Origin of the sequence: Acidovorax sp. HMWF018 (genome assembly GCF_003061035.1) — a bacterium.
In the GTDB taxonomy this organism is placed as follows: Bacteria; Pseudomonadota; Gammaproteobacteria; order Burkholderiales; family Burkholderiaceae_C; genus Acidovorax; species Acidovorax delafieldii.
The window spans coordinates 2,099-23,862 of record NZ_QAIM01000376.1; the positions used below are offsets into that span (position 1 = coordinate 2,099).

Sequence of the window (21,764 nt, forward strand, 5' to 3'; positions counted from 1 at the left end):
GTACAGCAGCCCGCCAAAGCTGCCCAGCAGCGCCGTGGTGCGCAAGGGCAAGGGGGAGATGCCCGCCAGGCTGGACGGCGGTGCCGAGGCCCCCAATGCCGTCTGGCGCCGTCGCACCATCCACCAGCCCCAGGGCAGCAGCACCAGGCTGGCGCCCACAATGCGCAGCAGTGCGATGTCGAACGGGGTGAGCGTGCGCTGGGCCGAGGCGCGGGCGATGATGATGAAGCCCGTCCAGATGGTGACGGTGACCACGGCCGCCAGCAGGCCGATGGTGCGGGGAGAAAAACGCATCGCGCGATTATCGGCGCCCGCCGCATGCCGTGCTGGCGCGGGGCCTGGTGCGGGTGCGCGGGCGATAGACTCCCCGCCATGTTGTCTGTTTCTGCTCTTTGGCGCCGCCGTGTGCTGCGTGGTGTGGTGGGTTGGGGTGCTGCGTGGCTAGTGGCTGCAGGCGGTGCGGGTTTGGCGGGGGCGCAGACGGGGGCGCCCCCCGCAGGCCCTCTGCCGCCCGAGGTGGAGGCCACCCTGGCGCGCGCCAAGCTGCCGCGCGAGTCCCTGTCGGTGGTGGTGGTGGACGCGCAAGCTGCCGGCAAGGCCAGCCCGCGCCTTGCATACCGTGCCCAGGTGCCTGTGAACCCCGCGTCGGTGATGAAGCTGGTGACCACCTATGCAGCGCTGGAGCAGCTGGGCCCCGCCTATGTCTGGAACACGCCGGTGTATGTGCAAGGCACGGTGCAGGACGGCAGTCTGCGGGGCAATGTCTATATCCAGGGCCAGGGCGACCCCAAGCTGGTCATGGAGCGGTTGTGGCTGCTGATGCGGCGGCTGCAAGGCCAGGGCATCCAGGTCATCGTGGGCGATATCGTGCTGGACCGCACGGCGTTCGACGTGCCCGACCAGGACCCGGCACGGTTTGATGGCGAGCCGCTGCGGCCCTACAACGCCTCACCGGACGCCCTGCTGCTCAATTACAAATCGTCGGTGATGACCTTTGTGCCCGATGCTGCCGCCGGACTGGCGCGCGTCCAGTACGACCCGCCTCTGGCCGGAGTGCAGCGCCAGCCCACCGTGGCGCTGGCGGCGCCGGGCGCCGACTGTGGTGACTGGCGCACTGCGTTGCGGGCGGAGCTGTCGGACCCCTCCAAGGTGTCTTTTCAGGGCGTGTACCCCGCTGCGTGTGGCGAGCGCGTGTGGCCGGTGGCTGCGGCCGACCCGCGCGGCTTTGCGGCGCGGGCGGTGGAGGGCATGTGGCGCGAACTGGGCGGCAAGCTCACGGGCAGCGTGCGCGACGGCAAGGTGCCCCCAGGCCTCAAGCCCGCGTTTGTGGTCCCGTCCCCTGCACTGGCCGAGGTAGTGCGCGACGTGAACAAGTACAGCAACAACGTGATGGCGCAGCAGGTCTTTCTGACCCTGGCGCTGCAAAAAAATGGCGTGGCCACATTCGACGGCGCCCGCGAGGTGCTGCGCCAGTGGTGGCAGGCCCGCATGGGCGATGCCGACCTGCCGCAGGTGGACAACGGCGCCGGGCTCAGCCGCGACGCACGCCTGACCGCACAGGCCTTGGCCCGCATGCTGCAGGTGGCCTGGGTATCGCCCGTGATGCCCGAGCTGGTGGCGTCGCTGCCGATCACGGGCGTGGACGGCACGCTGCGCCGCAGCCAGAGCCGTGCTGGCACCGCCCACCTCAAGACGGGCAGCCTGCGCGACGTGATGGCCGTTGCAGGCTATGTGCATGCCGCCAGCGGGCGCCGCTATGTGCTGGTGGCGGTGGTCAACCACGCCAATGCAGGGGCGGCGCGGCCCGTGCTCGACAGCCTCATCGACTGGACGGCGCGCGAGCAGTGAATAATCGCTGCTGCCCTGCGTTTTCCCCACCATGCAACTCCATGAACTGATCGGCTACCTGGCCGCCTGCCTGACCACCTGCAGCTTTGTGCCGCAGGCCCTGCACACCTTTCGCACGCGGGACGTGAGCGGTATCTCGCTGGGCATGTACAGCGTTTTCACGGTGGGGGTGGCACTGTGGCTGGCTTACGGCCTGGCGCTGGCGGCCTGGCCCATCGTGGTGGCCAATGCCATCACCCTGGCCCTGGCCGGCACCATCCTGGGCATGAAGCTGGTGTACAGCGCACGCCGTCCTGACTGACCGGGCGGGGCCGCCCTGGCGCGCTGTCGCCTAGGTGTCTGGCGAGGCATGGCCTCCCGCGTTATCCCCTATGGATGCTGCAGCGCAGGTGCGCGCACGATGCGTCGTTCTTCACTGACCGAGGTATCCATCCATGACCTATTTCCGCCTTACCTGTGTGGCCGCTGCGGCGGTCCTGCTTGTCGCCTGCGGTGGCTCTGACGACCCGGCGCGCGGCGCACTGATCGACCCCCCTGCCACGCTCACCACGCTCACCGTGGCACAGATCGACGCGGCCACGGCCAGCAGCGGTCTGCAGGCGATCAGCGGCAAGGCCAAGTGCGATGTGAAGGTGGTGTCGCTGAACTATGCGACCGTGGGTGCCAAGAGCGGCGAAAACACCAACGCCTCGGGCGTGATGCTGGTGCCGGCCGGCGCCTGCACCACCGCAGCGCCGCTGGTGGCCTATGCCAAGGGCACCGATGTGCAAAAGCCCCGCACCCTGGCCAACCCGCAGGACAGCGAAACCTTCCTGCTGGCGGCCATGTACGCCGCGCAGGGCTATGCCGTGGTGGCCACCGACTACCTGGGCTTTGCCAAGTCGGGCTACAGCTATCACCCCTACCTGCATGCCGACTCGGAAGCCACCTCGGTCATCGACTCGGTGCGTGCTGCACGCAATGCGGCAGGCACGGTGGGGGCCACGCTGTCGGGCAAGGTGATGTTCACCGGGTACTCGCAGGGCGGCCACTCGTCCATGGCAGCGCAGCGCGCAGCCGAGCGGGACTACGGCAACGAATTCAATGTGGTCGCAGGCGCGCACCTGGCAGGCCCCTACAACCTGTCGGGCTCGCTGCGCATTCCGGACGCGATCGCGGGCGTGCAGTTCTTTGTGCCCTACCTCGTCACGGCCTGGCAGAAGGTCTATGGCAATGTCTATACCGACGTGAAGGATGTGTTCAAGGCGCCGTACTCCGGCTACATCGAGAACCTGCTGCCCAACCCCACGCTCAACTACACCACCCTGGTGACCACGGGCACGCTGCCCTCGGGCACACCCAACCAGGCGCGTGACGCGCTGTTCCAGTCGGCGTTCATCACCGGCTCCCAGACCAGCACCACCCACCCGCTGTACCTGGCGGCCAAAAAGAACGACCTGCTGGGCTGGACCCCCAAGGCGCGTGTGATGCTGTGTGGCGGTGCTGGCGACCCCACCGTGCCGCCGGCCGTTCACATGGTCGTCATGAAAGCCGACTTTGACAGCCGGGGTGTGACGAACGTCAGCACAGTCGATGTGGACGCTGCCATCCAGGCCACCTACGGCCCTGGCGGCAAGGCACCCACCGACCCTAACTCGGCAGCCTTTGCCACCTACTACGGCAGCTACCACGGCACCTACGAGCCGCCGTTCTGCCATGCGCAGGCCAAGGCCGTGTTCGACACCGTCAAATGACAGCCGTGATGCCTGTGTGAAGCGCTGAACGGGCCCCACAGGCTTTTGGAACCCGCCACCTAAGCCCCACCGGTGTTTACCCGGTGGGTTTTTTTTTTGTTGGCGAATATGATTTGCGAGGAATAGCACGGTCGTTCTATTTTTACGATAACAGGAGTGATACCGATGGTTTTTCAGCGCAAGGCTTTGTGGGTTTCTCTGGCGGCAGCGTCGCTGCTGGTGGCGTGTGGGGGCGGCGGTGCCGACACCTCGCCGGTGGCGCCCATCAAGACCGTCAAGGTCATGGGTGACAGCATTGCCGACAGCGGCACGTTTGGCTTCAAGTTCACGGTGCAGGGCAGTGCGCCCACAGGCCCGGCGTCCACACCCATCTGGCCCGAGCTGGTGGCCAGCAGCTACGCAAACACGCTCTGCCCCCGCTATGTGTCCACCGGCAGCGCGTTCAACAACGCGGCGGGCTGCACCAACTACGCCATTGGTGGCGGTCGCATCAACAACTTCACGGCGCCTGCATCGCCTGTCTCCATCGTCAAGCAGCTGACGGACGCAGGGGCTGACGGCTTCAGCGCGGGGGACCTGTTGCTGATCGACGGCGGTGGCAACGACGCTGCGGACCTCATCGGTGCCTACCTGTCGGCCTCCAAGGATGGCGGCAAGGCTTTCGGCGCACTGCTGTCCACCTTGCTGCCAGCGGCCACGGTGAACGCCGGCCTGGCGGGCGGTGCTACGGGCCAGGCCCAGGTGGGCGGCGCCTACATGGTGGCGCTGGCTGACAAGTTCCACGACGCGATCGAAGCCAATGCCTTGAGCAAGGGCGCGCAGCGTGTGGCGGTGCTCAACATGCCCGCCATCGACAAGACGCCGCGCCTGCAGCAGGTGCTCGGTGGCATCACGGCGTCGGCCGGCGCCGCCGCGAGCGCGCAGGTGCAGGGCCTGCTCAAGGCCTGGCTCGAAGCCTTCAACGCCCAGCTGGCCAAACGTTTTGCGGGCAACAGCAAGGTGGTGGTGGTGGACTTCTACACCTCGTTCAACGACCAGGTGGCCAACCCCGCGCAGTTCGGGCTGACCAATGCCAAGAACACCGCGTGCCCCATCACCGGCCAAGGTGCTGACGGCCTGCCCACCTATACCTTCCCAACGTGCACGGCGGCAGCTTTGTCGGCACAGACGCCGCCCGCAGGCGCCACGGGCGGCGCGGACTGGTGGAAGACCTATGCGTTCTCCGACAGCTTCCACCCCACGCCGTATGGCCACCAGCTGGTCAGCCAGTTGGTCTCGCGTTCGCTGGCCCGTGCGGGTTGGCTGTAATCGGCTGTTGAAGGGTTCAAACACCATGCAAAACAAAACCATCACCCCTTCCCTGGCTGGCGTTGCGGCCGCACTGGCGCTCACCCTGTCCGGCGGTGCCCAGGCGCAAACCGCAGGCAGCTGGCTGGTGCGCGCGGGCGCTACACAAATCGCGCCCCAGGTCACCAGTGGCGACCTGTCCGCGCCCAGCTTCACGGGCACCAAGGTGGACGTGCATGCCGACACGCAGCTGGCTGGCGGTATCACCTACATGCTCACCGACCACTGGGCGGTGGACGTGCCCCTGGCACTGCCTTTCAAGCACAACATCACGGGCGCCGGAGCCATCGGCGGCGTGGGCAAGATCGGCGAGGTCAAGGTGCTGCCCATGACCGTGTTCGCGCAGTACCGCTTTCTGGAGGCCAATGCGCGGGTGCGCCCCTACGTGGGCCTGGGCGTGACCTACGCCAAGTTCTTCAAGGAGCGGGGGACCGCCGCGCTGACCGGTCTGACCGGTGGCAGTCCCTCCCGTCCCACCACGCTGAGCGCTGAATCCCGGTTTGGTCTCACGCCGCAGGTGGGTGTGAGCATTGCGCTCAACGACCAGTGGTCGCTGGACGTGGCGTACTACAAGACCTTCGTGAAGACCCGCAACACCCTGTCCACGGGCCAGACGATCGACGTCAAGCTCAACCCCAATGTGGTGGCGCTGGGCGTGGTGTATCGGTTCTGACCTTCATCCGGGGCAGATCGATGGCCCACAAAAAAGCCGCCCACTGGGCGGCTTTTTTGCTGGGTGGAGCGCGGAGCGCGCCGGCTTACCAGCGTGCGCGCAGTCGGTCGTAGGCGTAGGTGCCAAACTGGCGCTGGGCCGACGGCGTGAGGTACACGCTGTCAGCAAACACAAACGAGGTGGCATTGGCACCCGACAGCAGCGTGGACGACGTGCACAGGGCCGAATTGACCTGGCCCGCGCCGATGCCCATACCGTTGTTCGCGTCCACCGACGTGCACACTGCCGCCGTGGAGTTGTTGAAGCCGTAGTTGCCAGGCACGCTGGTGTACAGGTTCACGTAGTAGGCCGAGTCCACGTACAGCACGTTGGCGCCCAGGTCCACGATGCCCACCAGCAGGCCTTCGTTGAAGCGGCTGCTGGCGTTGCTCAGCAGGGCTTCGCGGCCAATGGTCTTGGCCCAGGGGGTCTTGCTCAGGTCGTAGGTGCCGGTCACCACCACATACTTGGCGCCCGCCGTCACCAGGCGGCGCACCTGTGCAGCCAGGTCCTCCCCGGCCTTGCGGGCGGCGGCCACCATGGCGTCCTGGGTCTGGGTGCCTGCGTTCACAGCGGCCATGCCGGCGATCACGTCGCTGATACCGCCGCTCACGATCACCACGTCGGTGGCCGCAAAGCTGCCACTGGCCAGAAAGGTATCGATTTGTTCGGTGACGGTCCGGGTGCTGGCATTGCCTGCGGCGTCGGGCTTGGCGCTGACGCGGGCGTTGCCAGTGGCGTAGCTCAGGCCGCCTGCGGAGACCGGGGCAAGCGACTTGCCGTAGTTGGCCACCAGTTGCAGGGTCCAGTTGTTGACGCTGCCGTCATTGACGGTGTAACGCGAGCCGTTTTGCCCCACATCGTTCATGGCGTCGCCGAACGCAATAAAGCGCTGGGGCGAGATGGCCGATTCGGTGGTGCTGGAACCGCAGGCCGCGAGCAACGCGGCCGACGCACATGCGGCGACCATGATGGTGCGGCGCATCCAATTTGCTGCCATGTATTTCTCCAGAAAAGTGGGGGGTAGTTTAACGACGCAAAGTCAACGGATGTAAAGCGGCGCCATCGTGCCGGGTCAGGCGGCGGAGGCGCGCTGCAGGCGGTCGCGCACGCCCTCCCAGTCGGGGCTCGCCGGCGGGGTCTCGATCCAGATCAGCTTCACGCCCTCGTCGTCAAAACCGCGCAGCACGGCGAACAGCTGCTGCGCCGTGGCAGCCGCGTCATCGGGCATGCGCCGCATGACCAGCTTGGAGGACCGACTGCGCAACGCAGCGCGGGCATAGATCGCAATGTGGGCGGCATCGGTACCCAGCAGGTCCAGGCTGGTCTGCAGCGCCTTCGCGTCCATCAGCCGCACCTTGGCGCTGGGGGCATAGTGGGCCTCTAGCGTGCCCGAGGCGCGGGGTGTGGCCGTGGGGAGGTCTTCCTTGGACAGCGGGGCCATGCCGCAAGCGGCCGCAATCTGCGCCCGGGTGATGGCGCCGGGCCGCAGCAGCACGGGCACACCACGCGTGCAGTCCACGATGGTGCTTTCAATGCCTACATCGCAGGGCCCACCGTCCAGCACCAGCAGGTCGTCGCCCAGCTCGTCCTGCACATGCTGGGCGGTGGTGGGGCTCACGCGGCCAAAACGGTTGGCACTGGGGGCTGCAACGCCCCACACGGGAGGGCCGCCGGCCTCGTTGCTGTCGCCAGCGGCTGCGCAGGCCACCAGCAGGGCGTGGGCCACGGGGTGCGCGGGGCAGCGCAATCCCACGCTGTCCTGCCCGCCGGTGGCGGCGGTGGCTACGCCGGGCAAGCGCGGCAGGATGAGCGTGAGCGGGCCGGGCCAGAAGGCATCCACGAGCTTTTGTGCAAAGCCGGGCACTTCACTGACGAAATGCGCAATGCCCTCGGCATTGGCCACGTGCACGATCAGCGGGTGGTCGCTGGGCCGCCCCTTGGCCGCGAAGATCTGCGCCACGGCGGTATCGCTGCTGGCATCGGCCGCGAGGCCATACACCGTTTCGGTGGGGAGACCCAGCAGGGCGCCGCTGCGCACTGCGCGTGCAGCGGTGGCGATGGCCTGGGGGTCGTTGCCGTCGAGAATCATGGAAACAGCCTGGCTCAGAAGGGCTCGATGCCCAGCAGCGCTGCGGCCTGCAGGGCCGTGGCGCGCGCAGCCTCGGGGGTGGCGGCGGTGATGTTCAGGTGCCCCATCTTGCGGCCGCGCTTGGCGTCGCGCTTGCCATACAGGTGCAGGTGGGTGCCGGGCAGGGCCAGTACCTGGGCCCAAGGCGGGGTCTGCGCCGCGTCGCCGTGGGCAAACCACAGGTCGCCGAGCAGGTTCAGCATGACGGCAGCGCTGTGCTGGCGCGGCTGCGTCAGCGGCAGGCGGGCCATGGTGCGCACCTGCAGCTCGAACTGCGACACATCGCAGGCGTTCTGGCTGTAGTGACCGCTGTTGTGCGGGCGCGGGGCGATCTCGTTGACCACGAGGCTGCCGTCCTGCAGCACGAAGAACTCCACACACAGCACGCCCACATACTGCAGGCCTTCTGCTACAGATTTTGCAGCGGCTACCGCTTGATCCACTAGCGCTTGCGGCAGATTTCCTTCATAAACCTCGGTCACGGCCAGGATGCCGTCGCGGTGCAGGTTGCGCTGCACCGGCAGGTGCACCATCGTCCCATCGGCACCACGCGCCACGATGACGGAGCATTCCAGCTGCAGCGGCAGCATCTTTTCCAACACGCAGGCCACTTGGCCGACCGAATCCCAGGCGGCGGCCAGATCGGCGGGCGTCTTCACGCGCACCTGGCCCTTGCCGTCGTAGCCCATGCGGGCCGTCTTGAGGATGCCGGGCAAAAGGTGGGTGGATACGGCGGCCAGTTGCTCTGCGGTTTCGATCACGGCATAGGGCGCGCAGGGCACACCGCAGGCCACAAAGTGCGCCTTCTCCCGTGCGCGGTCCTGCGCCACCGACACAGCGCTGGCGGCGGGGGACACGGGGCGTTGCGTGGCCAGGGTGGCCAGTGCAGCAGCAGGTACGTTCTCGAACTCGGTGGTCACCGCATCCGACAGGCGGGCCAGCTCGGCCAAGCCCTGCGGGTCTTCGTAACCTGTCTGGATGTGGTGGTGGCTCACCAGCCCGGCAGGGCTGGTGGGGTCCGCATCGAGCACGGCCGTGAAGTAGCCCATGGCCTGGGCCTGGTGGACAAACATGCGGCCCAGCTGGCCGCCACCCAGAACACCCAACGTCGATCCGGGGAGCAAGGGTTGCGTGGCGGCGCTCATGCGGCGGGCGGCAGGGTCATGTTGCGGGCCACTTCCGTCTGCTCGGCGCGGAAGGCTTCCAGGCGCTGGCGCAGCTCGGGGCTCTCATTGGCCAGCAGGGCCACAGCAAACAGGGCGGCATTGGCCGCACCGGCGGTGCCGATGGCAAACGTCGCCACGGGGATGCCTTTGGGCATTTGTACGATGGAGTGCAGCGAATCCACACCCTGCAGGTGGCGGCTGGCCACGGGCACGCCCAGCACGGGCACGGTGGTCTTGGCGGCGATCATGCCGGGCAGGTGGGCAGCACCGCCGGCCCCGGCGATGATGGCCTTCAGCCCCCGGCCGGCGGCGGCCTCGGCGTAGGCAAACATGTCGTCGGGCATGCGGTGGGCCGACACCACGCGGGCCTCATGCGCGATGCTGAACTGTTCAAGGATTTGCACTGCATGCTGCATGGTGTCCCAGTCGCTGCTGGAACCCATGACCACGCCGATCTGGATGGGTTTCATGGTGTGGAGGGTGCTGGCCGGCAGGCCTTGCCTGCCCAGCCGCTGTAGGTAGAACCCGCGATTTTACTTTTTGCGCCTCCCTGGCGGGTGTGGGGCTGTTTCGATGGGCCAAAATAGCGCGCAAACCGCTCCATAGGCCCCGGGCCCCACACCATCATGATTGACATCACCGTAGAGAACTTTGAAGCCGAGGTGGTTGCCGCCTCGATGAACGTGCCCGTGCTGGTGGACTTCTGGGCGCCCTGGTGTGGCCCCTGCAAGTCCCTGGGGCCGGTGCTGGAGAAGCTGGAGACGGAATACGCGGGCCGCTTCAAGCTCGCCAAGATCGACTCCGACCAGGAACAGCAGCTGGCGGGCATGTTCGGTATCCGCAGCATTCCTACCTGCGTGCTGCTGATGAACGGTCAGCCTGTCGATGGTTTCATGGGCGCTTTGCCAGAAGGCCAAGTGCGCGCCTTCCTCGACAAGCACGTCCCCACCGCTGAGGAGATGGTGGCCGAGGCCGAGGAAGAAGAGGCGCAGGAAGCTCTCGCCGAAGGTGATACCGGCACCGCATTGGAGAAGCTGCAGCATGCCGTCGTGACCGACCCTGCCAACGATGACGCGCGCTTTGACTACGTCAAGCTGCTGCTGCAGCTGGGGCGCGAGGACGATGCCAAGGTGGCTTTTGCTCCCGTGATTGCCAAGGCCGCCATGTCGCGCAAGCTGGGGGCACTCAAGACCTGGATGGATGCTCTTGATTTTGTAGCGTCTGGCGCATATGACGCTAGCGCTGAGGCCGGATTTGAGGCAAAAATTGCCGCGAACAAGCGGGATTTCGACACCCGCTATGCCCGCGCCCGCTGGCTCATCACCCAGCAGCGCTGGACCGACGCCATGGACGAGCTGCTCGAAATCCTCATGCGCGACAAGGCGTGGAGCGAAGAGATCGCCCGCAAGACCTACGTCGCCATCCTCGAACTGATCGAGGCACCCAAGCCCAAGGTCGCCGAGGGCCAGATCCCGCCCGAAGACCCGGTGGTGGCCACCTACCGCCGGCGGTTGTCGAGTGTGGTGCTGAGCTGAGGGCTCAAGAGGTTGCAGTGGTGAACGGCGCGACGCAGGCGCTCTCCATCCAATTGCCATCCTGGCGCAATGGGTCACGTCTAGGCTGCCTACGCCGCGGGCTCTATGGCGGCGTTTTGGTGTGGATACTGGGGGTGACTGGTTGCGTGACGCGTCCCCCGGCTCCAGACGCCGTGGTTACGGGGGTGGCGCTTTCGCGAGAGCGTGTCATGCTGCCGCCCGAGGCTGTTTTCGAGGCCACTTTGCTGGATGTGACCCAGCCAGACCGGCCGCCTGTCGTTTTGGGGCGGCAGCGCCGCCAACCTGCAGGCCAGCCCCCTTACGCGCTGTGGATTCCCTACCCCTCCGCGCGGTTTGTGCCCCAGGGGCGTTATGAGGTGCGAACCACCGTCACCTTGGAGGGGCGATTGCTTCTGGCCAGCGACAGGCGCTACCCAGTGCCGCAGGACGCGGCCTACCGCCATGTTGATGTTCAAATGCAGCGGCTGCTGCCGCTGGCTGCCACTGTGGAGGCGTCCGTGCCCCTGCTGCTGACCCATTGGCGGCTCGTCGAAATGGCTGGGGAGGCCCTATCCCGCCCTGCCGATGGTGTGTCGGTGCCCCATCTGGTTTTCCAGGCAGATGAGCCGCGGGTGGCAGGCTCGGGCGGCTGCAACCGCTTTCTCGCCGACTATGAGTTGCAACCTCAGAGCGGACACCTACGCATGGGGCAGCTCGTGTCCAACATCAGCTTGTGCCTGCAAAGCAGTGGGCTAGAGACCCAGTATTTTGAGGCGCTGCTGGCGGTGCGGGGCTTTCGCCAGGTCGGCTCGCAGCTATTGCTACGGGGGGCTGAAGGCGAGCAATTGCTGCGTTTTGAAGCCGTCGAAACGCCGCCGGGCTAGGCTTCAAAGGGGCTTTTGGCGGGTGCCACTCCCACAGCAGATCTATGTCGATGTCAGCCGCTCCAGGGCCTCACGGTACTTCGCCGCCGTCTTTTCAATCACCGCCTGGGGCAGGCGGGGCGATGGGGGGGTCTTGTCCCAGGGCTTGCCGTTGACCTGGGCCTGCTCCAGCCAGTCGCGCACAAACTGTTTGTCGTAGCTGGGCGGGTTCTCCCCCTTGGCCAGGGCTTCAGCGTAGCCCTCCACTGGCCAGTAGCGGGAGCTGTCGGGGGTCAGCACCTCGTCCATCAGCACCAGCGTGCCGTCAGGGGCCAGGCCAAACTCGAATTTCGTGTCGGCAATGATCATGCCCTTGGTGAGCGCGATGTCGGCCGCGGCCTTGTAGATGGCAATGCTCAGATCGCGGATGCGGGTGGCCAGGTCCAGGCCAATCATCTCCACCGTGCGCTCGAAGGTGATGTTCTCATCGTGCTCGCCCATGGCGGCCTTGGCGGCGGGCGTGTAGATGGGTTCGGGCAGCTTGGCGGCGTTGGTCAGGCCTTCGGGCAGGGGCACGCCGCAGACCGAGCGCGATTCCTGGTATTCCTTCCAGCCGCTGCCAGCCAGGTAGCCGCGCACCACGGCTTCGACCGGGATGGGCTTGAGGCGCTGGACCAGCATCGAGCGGCCACGGATTTGAGGGGCTTCCTCGGGGCTCACCACGCTCTCGGGTGCGTCGCCTGTGAGGTGATTGGGGCAGATGTGGCCGAGCTTGTCGAACCAGAACAGGGCCATTTGGGTGAGCAGCTCGCCCTTGCCGGGGATAGGCTCGCCCATGATGACGTCGAAGGCCGACAGGCGGTCGCTGGCCACCATCAGGATGCGGTCGTCGCCCACGGCGTAGTTGTCACGCACCTTGCCGCGTGCCAGCAGGGGCAGCGAAGTCAGGGCCGAAGTGTGCAGGGCGGTGGAGCTGGGCTGGGTCATGGTGTCGGTGTGGGCGGTGGGTGTCCGCTGCGGGCAGTCCGAAGAACGTAGGGGAAAGGGGCACGCGGCAGGGGACGCCTGGGCGCAACCGGTGGATTTTACGCGCCGCTCTGAAGGGCGGCGGTTTCTGCGGGGAATGCGCCGAGAAGGGTGTGTTCCGGGCAGGCATGCGGCACACTGGGCGGCCCTGAACCTGCCTGGGCCCCTGCGGCCGTCTGCTGTGTCTTCTTCTACGCCTGAGCTTTCTCCCCGCCGCGAACTGTGGCTGCTGCTGACGCTGGCAGGCATCCAGTTCACCCACATCCTGGATTTCATGATCATGATGCCGCTGGGCCCGCAGCTCACGCAGCTGTTTGCGATCACCGACGCGCAGTTTGGTTTGCTGGTGTCTGCCTACACGCTGTCGGCGGGGGCGTCAGGCCTGCTGGCTTCGACTTACATCGATCGCTTCGGTCGCAAGCGGCTTCTGCTGGTGCTCTATGGCCTGTTTGGGCTGGCGACGCTGGCCTGTGGCCTCGCGCCCACGTACGGCACGCTGATGGTGGCACGCATTCTCGCGGGGACTTTTGGCGGCGTGCTGTCGGCCTTGTCGCAGACCGTCGTGGCGGACGTGGTTCCCTTTGAGCGGCGCGGGCGTGCCATGGGCATCGTGATGACGTCGTTTTCCGTGTCCACGGTGGCTGGCGTGCCCCTGGGGCTGATCCTCGCGCAGTACGGGGGCTGGAACCTGCCGTTCATTGGCATTGCCGCTATGGTGGGAGTGCTGGCCGTGCAGGCGGCCCGCACGCTACCGACCATGGCGGGCCATGTCCAGGCTGCCAACGGGCGGTCTGTGCTGAGCGGTATCACCCAGGTGCTGGCGGATGGCAACCACCGGTGGGCATTTCTGTTCTCGGCGTTGCTGATGTTTACAGGTTTTACGGTGATTCCCTACATCACCATTTACATGCAGACCAATGCGGGTGTGCGCGCCGATCAGGTTCCGCTGGTGTACTTGTGTGGCGGGGTGGTGACCTTGTTCACGGCACGCCTGTTCGGGCGCATGACAGACCGGCATGGCAAGGTGCCCACCTTCCGGTGGCTGGCCCTCGCAGGCCTTCCCTGCATCCTGGGTATCACGCTGGTGCAGGGGTTGCCGCTGTGGGGCGTGTTGATGGTGTCCACGCTGATGTTTACTTTTGTCAGTGGCCGCATGATTCCCGGCATGGCCATCATTGCCTCTGCGGCGCACGCGCCTTTGCGGGGGACCTTCATGACGCTGAACGCCTCCGTGCAATCGGCGGCGATGGGTGTTGCGTCTTTTGTGGGAGGGGTGCTGATCAGCCGTGATGCGCAGGGGCTGGTACAGAACTACTGGGTGGCTGCGCTGGTGGGCATCGGCGCCAGCCTGCTGTCGATGCTGGTGGTGGGGCGCCTCACGCTGCATGGCGCGACGCCGTCGGCACGGTGACAAGAAAGGGGTTTGCGCTGCACTTTGGCCAGTCCCTTCAATCCGCCCATTGTGCGCGCTTTTCGGGTGCTTGGCACCTTGCCGGGCATAACCCAGCGGCCTGCGGCGGTATGGGATTGCATTTCAGGGAGGGCAGGGGCATAGTGAACCCACGACGTCAACAACAGATGCATCCAAGTTCGCCGAGCCGCTCCTCTGATCCAGGACGGCGTTTTTCCACCGAGAGCCACAGGAGACTTATTTATGAACTTGACGATCAGCGGTCACCACCTCGAAGTTACTCCCGCCTTGCGCAACTACGTCACCACCAAGCTGGACCGGATCACCCGCCATTTTGACCAAGTTGTCGATGTCAAGGTACTGCTGACGGTAGAGAAGCAAAAGGAAAAGGAAAAGAGACAGCGAGCGGAATGCAACATCCACGTCAAGGGTAGTGACCTGTTTGCCGAAAGCTCCCACGCCGACCTGTATGCGGCTGTGGACGAACTGGTCGATAAGATGGACCGCCAGGTGGTCCGCCACAAGGACCGTTTGCAAGATCACCACCACGAAGCCGCCAAGCGCGAACTGCACGCTTGATGCGCCAGCCCTGAGCCTGGCACAGCAGCCGCCCCTCTCGGGCGGTTTTTTTGTTGCCTGACGCGCCGCGCTCAGGGTTTTCGCCAATATGTGCATAATTGTTACCCTTGACCATGAACCGACTCGCCTCCATCCTGCCCTCCGCTCAAGTGCTTGTGAGCGTGGACGCCACCAGCAAGAAGCGTGCTTTTGAAGAAGCGGGTCTGCTGTTCGAGAGCCAGCACGGCCTCTCCCGGGCGCTGATCACCGACAGTCTGTTTGCACGCGAACGCCTGGGCTCCACCGGGCTCGGTCATGGCGTGGCCATTCCCCATGGGCGCATCAAAGGCCTCAAGGCCCCGATGGCGGCCGTGTTTCAGTTGCTCAATCCCATTGGGTTCGATGCGCCGGACGAGTTGCCGGTGGGTCTGCTGATCTTTTTGCTGGTGCCCGAGGCGGCCACGCAAAAGCACCTGGAAATCCTCTCCGAGATTGCCGAGTTGCTCAGCGACTCTGCCTTGCGCGAAAAACTCAAGGCCTGCGCTGATGCTGCCGAACTGCACGGCATGATCGCGGGCTGGCAATCCACCCAAACGGCCTGAGTGCTTTCCCCGCCGCCTGCGCTGATCACCCTGACTGACCTGCCGTGAAGCCCAATGTTGTCAGCGCCGATGTTCTTTTCGAGGAATTTCGCGGCCCCCTGAAGTGGGAGTGGGTGGCAGGTCTCGGAGCGTCCGAGCGCCGTTTTGACGAAGTGGCCGTGCGCTCCGCACGTTCCGGCGCCGATTTGGTCGGCTATCTCAACTACATCCATCCGTACCGGGTCCAGATCCTCGGCGAGCGCGAGATTGCGTACCTGAGCAACGCCTCCCCTGACGATTGCAAGCGCCGCATCGCCCGTATCGTGACGCTGGAGCCCCCCGTGCTGGTGCTGGCCGACAACCAGACCGCACCCGACGCGCTGGTGTCGATGTGCGAGCGCGCGCAGATTCCGATGTTTTCCACGCACGAGTCGTCGGCGTTTGTCATCGACGTGCTACGCGCCTACCTGTCCAAGCACTTCGCTGACCGCACCACGATGCACGGCGTGTTCATGGATATTCTGGGCCTGGGCGTGATGATCACCGGCGAGTCGGGCCTGGGAAAGAGCGAGCTGGGCCTGGAGCTGATCTCGCGCGGCAACGGCCTGGTGGCTGACGATGCCGTGGATTTGTTCCGCATCAACCAGACCACCATCGAAGGCAAGTGCCCCGAGCTGCTTCAAAACCTGCTGGAAGTGCGCGGCATCGGCCTGCTCGATATCCGCGCCATCTTTGGCGAGACGGCGGTGCGCCGCAAGATGCGCCTCAAGCTCATCGTGCACCTGGTGCGTAAGGAGACGCTGGAGCGTGACTACGAGCGTCTGCCCTACGAGCCGCTTACGCAGGACGTGTTGGGCGTGCCGGTGCTCAAGGTCGTGATCCAGGTGGTCGCCGGCCGCAACATCGCCGTGCTGGTCGAGGCCGCCGTGCGCAACACCATCCTGCAACTGCGCGGCATCGACACCTACCAAGAGTTTGTCGAACGCCATCGCCGTGCCATGGAGCGTGATACGGGCGGCTAGCGGCGCTCAGGCCACCGGAACTGGCGCGGCCCATACCAGTGCTGTCGCGCTAGGGCCGCCCCGCCGCGCAGGGAGCGTCCCCCTCGGTGGGAAGACGCCGAAGGTGGCTCAGGGGGAGTCATTTCTTAGCGCAGTCGGCGCACTGTCCGTACAGCGCCATGGTGTGGTCCTGCACCAGCCAGCCCTTGGCCTTGGCCACCGCATGCTGCCGCTTTTCGATCTCGGGGTCGTAAAACTCTTCCACCTTGCCACACGAAGTGCAGATGAAGTGGTCGTGGTGTTGCCCTTCGTTGAGCTCGTACACCGCCTTGCCGCTCTCGAAATTGCTGCGGATCAGGATGCCAGCCTGCTCGAATTGTGTGAGCACCCGGTACACGGTGGCCAGGCCGATGTCCGAGCGCTCTTCCAGCAGCACGCGGAACACGTCTTCGGCCGTCATGTGGCGCTGCGCACCCTTCTGGAAAATCTCCAGAATCTTCAGTCGGGGCAGTGTGGCCTTGAGTCCCGTGCTTTTGAGTTCGTCGATATTGGTCATGGCTGGCTCTTTCGGGGGAGGGCAACCGGCTCAGGGTCTGGAGGGGCTGCCGCTACAATGGGACGATCATATCCTTTGGCCTTTTACCCATGCCCGTCCAAGCCCGTTACAGCGCCCGTCTGGGCCTGGTTGTGTTGATCGGTGCCAGCATGGCTGCCCTGACCGGTTGCGGCAGTCTGGATGGCGCCAGCAGCCGCATCGCCAACATCGTCAAGCCCTACCGGGTGGACGTGGTGCAGGGCAATTTCGTGTCCCGCGAGCAGGTCGAAGCCCTGCAGCCCGGCATGAGCCGCCAGCAAGTGCGCGAGATTCTCGGGACGCCGCTGGTCACCAGCCTGTTCCATGCGGACCGCTGGGAGTACGTGTTCACGCTCAAACGCCCTGGCGAAGAGATTCAGACCCGCAAACTGACCGTGTTCTTCAAGGGCGATGCCCTGGAGCGCTCCGAAGGCGATGAAATGCCGACCGAGACCGAGTTCGTCGCCACGCTGGGTGCGCGCGACGGTGCCAAGGGCAAGGTGCCGGCGTTGGAAGCCACGCCGGAGCAACTGGCCAAGTACCCGGTCAAGGAGCGCCCCGCGCCAGCAGCGGCCACACCGCCGGCATTGCCTGCCGCCACCAGTTACCCGCCGCTTGAAGCGCCCGCGCGCTGAACCTTGCGGCCCTGGCAGTGAGCCCGGTGCGCTGGCTGCCCTATCAATGAACAGGACCTTTTCATGACCGCGACTTCTTCGCCAGCGGCTCCCGCGGCATCCCCCCTCCGTGTAGCCGTCGCCGGGGCTTCGGGCCGCATGGGCCGCATGCTGATCGAGGCCATCCGCGCCAGCGACGACTGCGTGCTGGCCGGTGCACTGGATGTGGCCGCCAGCCCGGCCATCGGTTCGGACGCCACGGCCTTTCTGGGCTATGCCAGCGGTGTGGCCATCACGGCCGACGTGGCGGCCGGCCTGAAGAACGCCGAGGTGCTCATTGACTTCACCCGCCCCGAGGGCACGCTGGCCCACCTGGCCGTGTGCAGCCAGCTGGGCGTGAAGGCCGTCATCGGCACCACCGGCTTCACCGATGCGCAAAAGGCCGAACTCGACGCCTACGCACAGCGCACTGCCATCATGTTCTCACCCAACATGAGCGTGGGTGTGAACGTCACGCTCAAGCTGCTGCAAATGGCCGCCAAGGCCATGGCCACGGGGTACGACATCGAAATCATCGAAGCCCACCACCGCCACAAGGTCGATGCACCCTCGGGCACCGCGCTCAAGATGGGAGAGGTGATTGCCGAGGCCCTGGGCCGCGACCTCAAGGACTGCGCCGTGTACGCCCGCGAAGGCGTGACGGGCGAGCGCGACCCCTCCAGCATCGGCTTTGCTGCCATCCGTGGTGGCGACATCGTGGGCGACCACACCGTGCTGTTTGCGGGCATCGGCGAGCGCATCGAGGTCACGCACAAGTCGTCCAGCCGCGCCACGTATGCGCAGGGCGCCTTGCGCGCCGTGCGCTTCCTGGCGGCCCACAAGACTGGCATGTTCGACATGTTCGACGTGCTGGGCTTGCACTGATCCGCCGACTCCCATGGACGCGCTCCACTGGTGGCGCCAGGGCGATGCCGTGACGCAAAGCGCGGCACTGGTCTTGCTGGCCATGTCGGTGGCAAGCTGGGTGGTCATTGTGTGGAAGTTGCGGCTCATGCGCCGCGCCAGTGCCGACGTGGCCCGCTGCACGGCCGCGTTCTGGCAGGCGCCCTCGCTGGCCCTCGCGCAGCAACGTTTGCAGTCTTTTGACCGGGATGCGCTAGTGCTTCCTTTGGTGGTTGCTGCAAATTTAATAGCAAATCACGACAGCATGGCCCAGTCCACGCTGGCCACGGCTGGCAGCCTGTCGCAGCGGCTCACGCGGGTGCTGCGCGATGCCCTGCACGATGTGCTGGGACGCCTGCAGTTTGGCCAGGTGCTGCTGGCCACGGTGGGCTCCACTGCGCCTTTTGTGGGGCTGCTGGGCACCGTGTGGGGCATATACCATGCGCTCACCGCCATGGCAGGCGCGGGGCAGATCACCATTGATCGCGTTTCCGGCCCGGTGGGCGAGGCCCTGGTCATGACGGCGGCTGGGCTGGCCGTGGCAATCCCTGCCGTGCTGGCCTACAACGTATTTGGCCGCTTGCTCGGTCGCATTGAGGCTGACCTGGAAGGGTTTGCGCGCGATCTGCGAGAGCTGATCATTGACACCTCTGTCCCCGCCGATCCTCGGCCCTGAGCTCCAGGAAGCTTGACCGCGCCATGGCCTTCGGAAGACTTGAACGTACCACCGGGCCGCAGCCCATGAGCGACATCAACATGACGCCGCTGGTGGACGTAATGCTGGTGCTGGTGGTCATCTTCATCCTCACGGCACCGCTGCTGGCCAGCTCCATCCGTCTGGACCTGCCGCGCACCGAGGGCGCCACGCCCGGCACGGCCCCGCAATTCGTCACGCTGGTGGTCGATGCCTCGGGGCAGGCCTTTCTAGATGACCAGCCCCTGTCGCAGGCTGCGCTGGCCGAGCGCCTGCGCCGCATTGGCGCCGAGCGCCCCGACACCGAGGTGCAGCTGCGCGCCGACGCTGCCGTGCCCTATGGCCGCGTGGTCGAAGTCATGGGCGCGGCCCACCTGGCTGGGCTGCAGCGCATCGGATTTGTGGCCGAACCTGCGGCGAATCCTGTGTCGCCTGCGTCTCCAGCCCCGTCCCGCTGACCCACCCCGGCTGCTGGCACGCCAGTGCCAGTCCCTGACCGCCTAAAATCCCTGCAGCGCGGCCCTGCGGCTGCACTCTTCTCTCACCCCCGAGCTCCCATGCAAGACAAATACTCTCCCCAAGACGTCGAACGCGCGGCGCACGACCACTGGACCGCCACCGACGCCTACCGCGTGACGGAAGACACGAGCAAGAAGAAGTTCTACGCCTGCTCCATGCTGCCCTACCCCAGCGGCAAGCTGCACATGGGCCACGTGCGCAACTACACCATCAACGACATGCTCACGCGCTACCTGCGCATGAACGGCCACAACGTCTTGATGCCCATGGGCTGGGACGCGTTCGGCCTGCCCGCCGAAAACGCGGCGCTGAAGAACGGCGTGCCACCGGCCAAGTGGACGTACGAAAACATCGCGTACATGAAAAAGCAGATGCAGGCCATGGGCCTGGCCATCGACTGGAGCCGCGAGGTGGCCACCTGCGACCCCGAGTACTACAAGTGGAACCAGTGGCTGTTTTTGAAGATGCTGGAAAAGGGCATTGCCTACCGCAAGACCCAGGTCGTGAACTGGGACCCGGTGGACCAGACCGTGCTGGCCAACGAGCAGGTGATTGACGGCAAGGGCTGGCGCACCGGAGCCACCGTGGAAAAGCGCGAAATCCCTGGCTACTACCTCAAGATCACCGACTACGCCGAAGAGCTGCTGGGCTTTGTGACGGGCGACAAGCTGCCCGGCTGGCCCGAGCGCGTGAAGCTGATGCAGGAGAACTGGATCGGCAAGAGCGAAGGCGTGCGCTTCGCCTTCCCGCACGACATCCGGGGTGATGACGGCGCGCTGATCGGCGACGGCAAGATGTACGTGTTCACCACGCGCGCCGACACCATCATGGGTGTGACCTTCTGCGCCGTGGCGCCCGAGCATCCGCTGGCCGCCCATGCCGCCAAGACCAATCCTACGCTCAAGGCCTTCATCGAAGAATGCAAGAGCGGCGGCACCACCGAAGCCGAGCTGGCCACGCAAGAGAAAAAGGGCGTGCCCACGGGCCTGTTCGTCACGCACCCGCTCACCGACGAAAAGGTCGAGGTCTGGGTCGGCAACTACGTGCTGATGGGCTATGGCGACGGCGCCGTGATGGGCGTGCCCGCCCATGATGAGCGCGACTTCGCGTTCGCCCTGAAGTACGGCATCGAGATCAAGCAGGTCGTGCTGGTCGATGGCGAGCACTTTGACTACCACCAGTGGAACGACTGGTATGGCGATAAGCAACGCGGCGTGACCATCAACTCCGACAGCTTTAGCGGCCTGTCGTACAAGGAAGCCGTGAACGCTGTGGCCCACGCGCTGGAGCAAAAGGGCCTGGGCGAGAAGAAGACCACCTGGCGCCTGCGCGACTGGGGCGTGAGCCGCCAGCGCTACTGGGGCACGCCGATCCCGATCATCCACTGCGACGAGCACGGTGCCGTGCCCGTGCCCGAAAAAGACCTGCCCGTGGTGCTGCCGCAAGACTGCATCCCCGACGGCTCGGGCAACCCGCTGCACAAGCACGAAGGCTTCCACGCGGGCGTGACCTGCCCCGTGTGTGGCAAGGCTGCCCGCCGCGAGACGGACACCATGGACACGTTCGTGGACAGCTCGTGGTACTTCATGCGCTATTGCGACCCCAAGAATGTGGACGCCATGGTGGCCGGTGGTGCCGACTACTGGATGCCGATGGACCAGTACATCGGTGGTATCGAACACGCCATCCTGCACCTGCTGTACGCCCGCTTCTGGACCAAGGTCATGCGCGACCTGGGCCTGGTCAAGGTCGATGAGCCCTTCACCAAGCTGCTCACACAAGGCATGGTGCTCAACCACATCTACAGCCGCCGCACCGCCAAGGGCGGCAAGGACTACTTCTGGCCGCACGACGTGGAGCATGTGCTCGATGAGGGCGGCAAGATCATCGGTGCCAAGCTCAAGAACGAAGCCACCAGCGGCGACGGCATGTTGCCCGTGGGCACGCCCATCGACTACGAGGGCGTGGGCACCATGTCCAAGTCCAAGAACAACGGCGTGGACCCGCAGGACCTGATCGAGAAGTACGGCGCCGACACGGCCCGCCTGTACACCATGTTCACCGCGCCGCCCGAAGCCACGCTGGAGTGGAACGACGCTGCGGTGGAAGGCAGCTACCGCTTCCTGCGCCGCGTGTGGAACTTCGGCCTCAAGCTCTCGGCCATCGACCGCGACGCTGCCATGGCCAGCGTGGCCGGTGCCAGCAGCCTGCAGGACGTGCAGTTTGACAAGGAGGCCAAAGCCCTGCGCCTGGAGATTCACAACGTGCTCAAGCAGGTGGACTACGACTACCAGCGCATGCAGTACAACACCGTGGTCTCCGGCGCGATGAAGATGATCAACGCGCTCGAAGATTTCAAGGCCATGGACTCGGCCGGTGCCCAGGTGGCGCTGATCGAAGGCTTTGGCATCCTGCTGCGCTGCCTGTACCCCGCCACGCCCCACATCGCCCACAGCCTGTGGACGGGCCTGGGCTACGCTGGTGCGCTGGGCGACCTGCTCGATGCGCC

General features: G+C 65.7%; 22 protein-coding genes and 1 pseudogene. 16 read left to right on the forward strand and 7 right to left on the reverse strand.

The features are described 5' to 3' along the window. A pseudogene (locus DBR23_RS30715) lies at window positions 1-294 on the reverse strand (EamA/RhaT family transporter); the annotation flags it as partial. A 78-nt stretch (window positions 295-372) separates the two neighbouring features. On the opposite strand from DBR23_RS30715, the gene dacB reads away from it, so the two are divergent. From dacB to DBR23_RS14530, 5 genes are all read left to right on the forward strand, one after another. Then, window positions 373-1,848, forward strand: a complete 1,476-nt coding sequence (gene dacB, locus DBR23_RS14510) for a D-alanyl-D-alanine carboxypeptidase/D-alanyl-D-alanine-endopeptidase (RefSeq protein WP_108498722.1) — start codon at window positions 373-375, stop codon at window positions 1,846-1,848. A 31-nt stretch (window positions 1,849-1,879) separates the two neighbouring features. Beyond that, on the forward strand, window positions 1,880-2,149 hold the full coding sequence (locus DBR23_RS14515; RefSeq protein WP_056743054.1) for a SemiSWEET transporter: 270 nt from the start codon (window positions 1,880-1,882) through the stop codon (window positions 2,147-2,149). Between the two features lie 133 nt (window positions 2,150-2,282). After that, window positions 2,283-3,581, forward strand: a complete 1,299-nt coding sequence (locus DBR23_RS14520) for a lipase family protein (protein ID WP_108498723.1) — start codon at window positions 2,283-2,285, stop codon at window positions 3,579-3,581. 165 nt (window positions 3,582-3,746) lie between these two features. Beyond that, window positions 3,747-4,889 (forward strand): SGNH/GDSL hydrolase family protein, encoded by a 1,143-nt coding sequence (locus tag DBR23_RS14525; RefSeq protein ID WP_108498724.1) that lies wholly within the window; start codon window positions 3,747-3,749, stop codon window positions 4,887-4,889. Between the two features lie 25 nt (window positions 4,890-4,914). Next, on the forward strand, window positions 4,915-5,601 hold the full coding sequence (locus tag DBR23_RS14530; RefSeq protein ID WP_199227712.1) for an OmpW family protein: 687 nt from the start codon (window positions 4,915-4,917) through the stop codon (window positions 5,599-5,601). Window positions 5,602-5,686: 85 nt separating this feature from the next. Here the strand turns inward: DBR23_RS14530 and DBR23_RS14535 are convergent, their stop codons facing one another. The 4 genes from DBR23_RS14535 to purE all read right to left on the reverse strand — a co-directional run bounded on the left by DBR23_RS14535 (window position 5,687) and on the right by purE (window position 9,407). Then, window positions 5,687-6,640, reverse strand: coding sequence for an SGNH/GDSL hydrolase family protein (locus DBR23_RS14535; RefSeq protein WP_108498725.1), 954 nt, complete (start codon window positions 6,638-6,640; stop codon window positions 5,687-5,689). A 75-nt stretch (window positions 6,641-6,715) separates the two neighbouring features. Beyond that, window positions 6,716-7,732, reverse strand: coding sequence for an L-threonylcarbamoyladenylate synthase (locus DBR23_RS14540; protein ID WP_108498726.1), 1,017 nt, complete (start codon window positions 7,730-7,732; stop codon window positions 6,716-6,718). Window positions 7,733-7,746: 14 nt separating this feature from the next. Next, window positions 7,747-8,916 (reverse strand): 5-(carboxyamino)imidazole ribonucleotide synthase, encoded by a 1,170-nt coding sequence (locus DBR23_RS14545; RefSeq protein WP_108498727.1) that lies wholly within the window; start codon window positions 8,914-8,916, stop codon window positions 7,747-7,749. Beyond that, window positions 8,913-9,407, reverse strand: coding sequence for a 5-(carboxyamino)imidazole ribonucleotide mutase (gene purE / locus DBR23_RS14550; RefSeq protein WP_108498728.1), 495 nt, complete (start codon window positions 9,405-9,407; stop codon window positions 8,913-8,915). Before purE ends, DBR23_RS14545 begins: the two co-directional genes overlap by 4 nt. A gap of 156 nt (window positions 9,408-9,563) precedes the next feature. On the opposite strand from purE, the gene trxA reads away from it, so the two are divergent. Together trxA and DBR23_RS14560 are read left to right on the forward strand one after the other, a co-directional pair. Further along, window positions 9,564-10,472, forward strand: coding sequence for a thioredoxin (trxA, locus tag DBR23_RS14555; protein ID WP_108498729.1), 909 nt, complete (start codon window positions 9,564-9,566; stop codon window positions 10,470-10,472). Window positions 10,473-10,645: 173 nt separating this feature from the next. Then, window positions 10,646-11,356: an META domain-containing protein gene (locus tag DBR23_RS14560; RefSeq protein WP_369882118.1), complete on the forward strand. Its 711-nt coding sequence runs from the start codon at window positions 10,646-10,648 to the stop codon at window positions 11,354-11,356. Window positions 11,357-11,398: 42 nt separating this feature from the next. Here the strand turns inward: DBR23_RS14560 and DBR23_RS14565 are convergent, their stop codons facing one another. Beyond that, window positions 11,399-12,322, reverse strand: coding sequence for a phosphoribosylaminoimidazolesuccinocarboxamide synthase (locus DBR23_RS14565; protein ID WP_108498731.1), 924 nt, complete (start codon window positions 12,320-12,322; stop codon window positions 11,399-11,401). 220 nt (window positions 12,323-12,542) lie between these two features. Here DBR23_RS14565 and DBR23_RS14570 point away from each other — a divergent pair, with 220 nt between their 5' ends. The 4 genes from DBR23_RS14570 to hprK all read left to right on the forward strand — a co-directional run bounded on the left by DBR23_RS14570 (window position 12,543) and on the right by hprK (window position 15,933). Next, window positions 12,543-13,772, forward strand: a complete 1,230-nt coding sequence (locus tag DBR23_RS14570; RefSeq protein ID WP_108498732.1) for an MFS transporter — start codon at window positions 12,543-12,545, stop codon at window positions 13,770-13,772. A gap of 243 nt (window positions 13,773-14,015) precedes the next feature. Then, on the forward strand, window positions 14,016-14,351 hold the full coding sequence (gene hpf / locus DBR23_RS14575) for a ribosome hibernation-promoting factor, HPF/YfiA family (protein ID WP_015016131.1): 336 nt from the start codon (window positions 14,016-14,018) through the stop codon (window positions 14,349-14,351). 113 nt (window positions 14,352-14,464) lie between these two features. After that, window positions 14,465-14,932 (forward strand): PTS sugar transporter subunit IIA, encoded by a 468-nt coding sequence (locus tag DBR23_RS14580; RefSeq protein ID WP_056068066.1) that lies wholly within the window; start codon window positions 14,465-14,467, stop codon window positions 14,930-14,932. A gap of 44 nt (window positions 14,933-14,976) precedes the next feature. Continuing rightward, complete coding sequence (hprK, locus tag DBR23_RS14585; protein ID WP_056068067.1) at window positions 14,977-15,933, forward strand: HPr(Ser) kinase/phosphatase; 957 nt, start codon at window positions 14,977-14,979, stop codon at window positions 15,931-15,933. Window positions 15,934-16,051: 118 nt separating this feature from the next. On the opposite strand, the gene fur is transcribed toward hprK, so the two are convergent. After that, window positions 16,052-16,468 (reverse strand): ferric iron uptake transcriptional regulator, encoded by a 417-nt coding sequence (gene fur / locus DBR23_RS14590; protein ID WP_056068069.1) that lies wholly within the window; start codon window positions 16,466-16,468, stop codon window positions 16,052-16,054. 89 nt (window positions 16,469-16,557) lie between these two features. Here fur and DBR23_RS14595 point away from each other — a divergent pair, with 89 nt between their 5' ends. The 5 genes from DBR23_RS14595 to leuS form a co-directional block, all read left to right on the forward strand. Next, window positions 16,558-17,121 (forward strand): outer membrane protein assembly factor BamE, encoded by a 564-nt coding sequence (locus DBR23_RS14595; RefSeq protein WP_056068072.1) that lies wholly within the window; start codon window positions 16,558-16,560, stop codon window positions 17,119-17,121. A 63-nt stretch (window positions 17,122-17,184) separates the two neighbouring features. Beyond that, a complete protein-coding gene (gene dapB, locus DBR23_RS14600; protein ID WP_108498733.1) occupies window positions 17,185-18,024 on the forward strand; it encodes a 4-hydroxy-tetrahydrodipicolinate reductase in 840 nt (279 codons plus the stop codon). Window positions 18,025-18,037: 13 nt separating this feature from the next. After that, the gene (locus tag DBR23_RS14605; protein WP_108498734.1) at window positions 18,038-18,718 is read left to right on the forward strand and encodes a MotA/TolQ/ExbB proton channel family protein; all 681 of its coding nucleotides are present in this window, start codon (window positions 18,038-18,040) and stop codon (window positions 18,716-18,718) included. A gap of 23 nt (window positions 18,719-18,741) precedes the next feature. Then, complete coding sequence (locus tag DBR23_RS14610; RefSeq protein ID WP_108498735.1) at window positions 18,742-19,194, forward strand: biopolymer transporter ExbD; 453 nt, start codon at window positions 18,742-18,744, stop codon at window positions 19,192-19,194. 99 nt (window positions 19,195-19,293) lie between these two features. Beyond that, the coding region (gene leuS / locus DBR23_RS14615) for a leucine--tRNA ligase (protein WP_108498736.1) at window positions 19,294-21,764 on the forward strand (2,471 nt) is incomplete at its 3' end.

Coding starts and splice junctions, on each gene's coding strand:
- dacB (WP_108498722.1), top strand. CDS start 373: ATGTTGTCTGTTTCTGCTCTTTGGCGCCGCCGTGTGCTGCGTGGTGTG.
- DBR23_RS14515 (WP_056743054.1), top strand. CDS start 1,880: ATGCAACTCCATGAACTGATCGGCTACCTGGCCGCCTGCCTGACCACC.
- DBR23_RS14520 (WP_108498723.1), top strand. CDS start 2,283: ATGACCTATTTCCGCCTTACCTGTGTGGCCGCTGCGGCGGTCCTGCTT.
- DBR23_RS14525 (WP_108498724.1), top strand. CDS start 3,747: ATGGTTTTTCAGCGCAAGGCTTTGTGGGTTTCTCTGGCGGCAGCGTCG.
- DBR23_RS14530 (WP_199227712.1), top strand. CDS start 4,915: ATGCAAAACAAAACCATCACCCCTTCCCTGGCTGGCGTTGCGGCCGCA.
- DBR23_RS14535 (WP_108498725.1), bottom strand. CDS start 6,640: ATGGCAGCAAATTGGATGCGCCGCACCATCATGGTCGCCGCATGTGCG.
- DBR23_RS14540 (WP_108498726.1), bottom strand. CDS start 7,732: ATGATTCTCGACGGCAACGACCCCCAGGCCATCGCCACCGCTGCACGC.
- DBR23_RS14545 (WP_108498727.1), bottom strand. CDS start 8,916: ATGAGCGCCGCCACGCAACCCTTGCTCCCCGGATCGACGTTGGGTGTT.
- purE (WP_108498728.1), bottom strand. CDS start 9,407: ATGAAACCCATCCAGATCGGCGTGGTCATGGGTTCCAGCAGCGACTGG.
- trxA (WP_108498729.1), top strand. CDS start 9,564: ATGATTGACATCACCGTAGAGAACTTTGAAGCCGAGGTGGTTGCCGCC.
- DBR23_RS14565 (WP_108498731.1), bottom strand. CDS start 12,322: ATGACCCAGCCCAGCTCCACCGCCCTGCACACTTCGGCCCTGACTTCG.
- hpf (WP_015016131.1), top strand. CDS start 14,016: ATGAACTTGACGATCAGCGGTCACCACCTCGAAGTTACTCCCGCCTTG.
- DBR23_RS14580 (WP_056068066.1), top strand. CDS start 14,465: ATGAACCGACTCGCCTCCATCCTGCCCTCCGCTCAAGTGCTTGTGAGC.
- fur (WP_056068069.1), bottom strand. CDS start 16,468: ATGACCAATATCGACGAACTCAAAAGCACGGGACTCAAGGCCACACTG.
- DBR23_RS14595 (WP_056068072.1), top strand. CDS start 16,558: ATGCCCGTCCAAGCCCGTTACAGCGCCCGTCTGGGCCTGGTTGTGTTG.
- dapB (WP_108498733.1), top strand. CDS start 17,185: ATGACCGCGACTTCTTCGCCAGCGGCTCCCGCGGCATCCCCCCTCCGT.
- DBR23_RS14605 (WP_108498734.1), top strand. CDS start 18,038: ATGGACGCGCTCCACTGGTGGCGCCAGGGCGATGCCGTGACGCAAAGC.
- DBR23_RS14610 (WP_108498735.1), top strand. CDS start 18,742: ATGGCCTTCGGAAGACTTGAACGTACCACCGGGCCGCAGCCCATGAGC.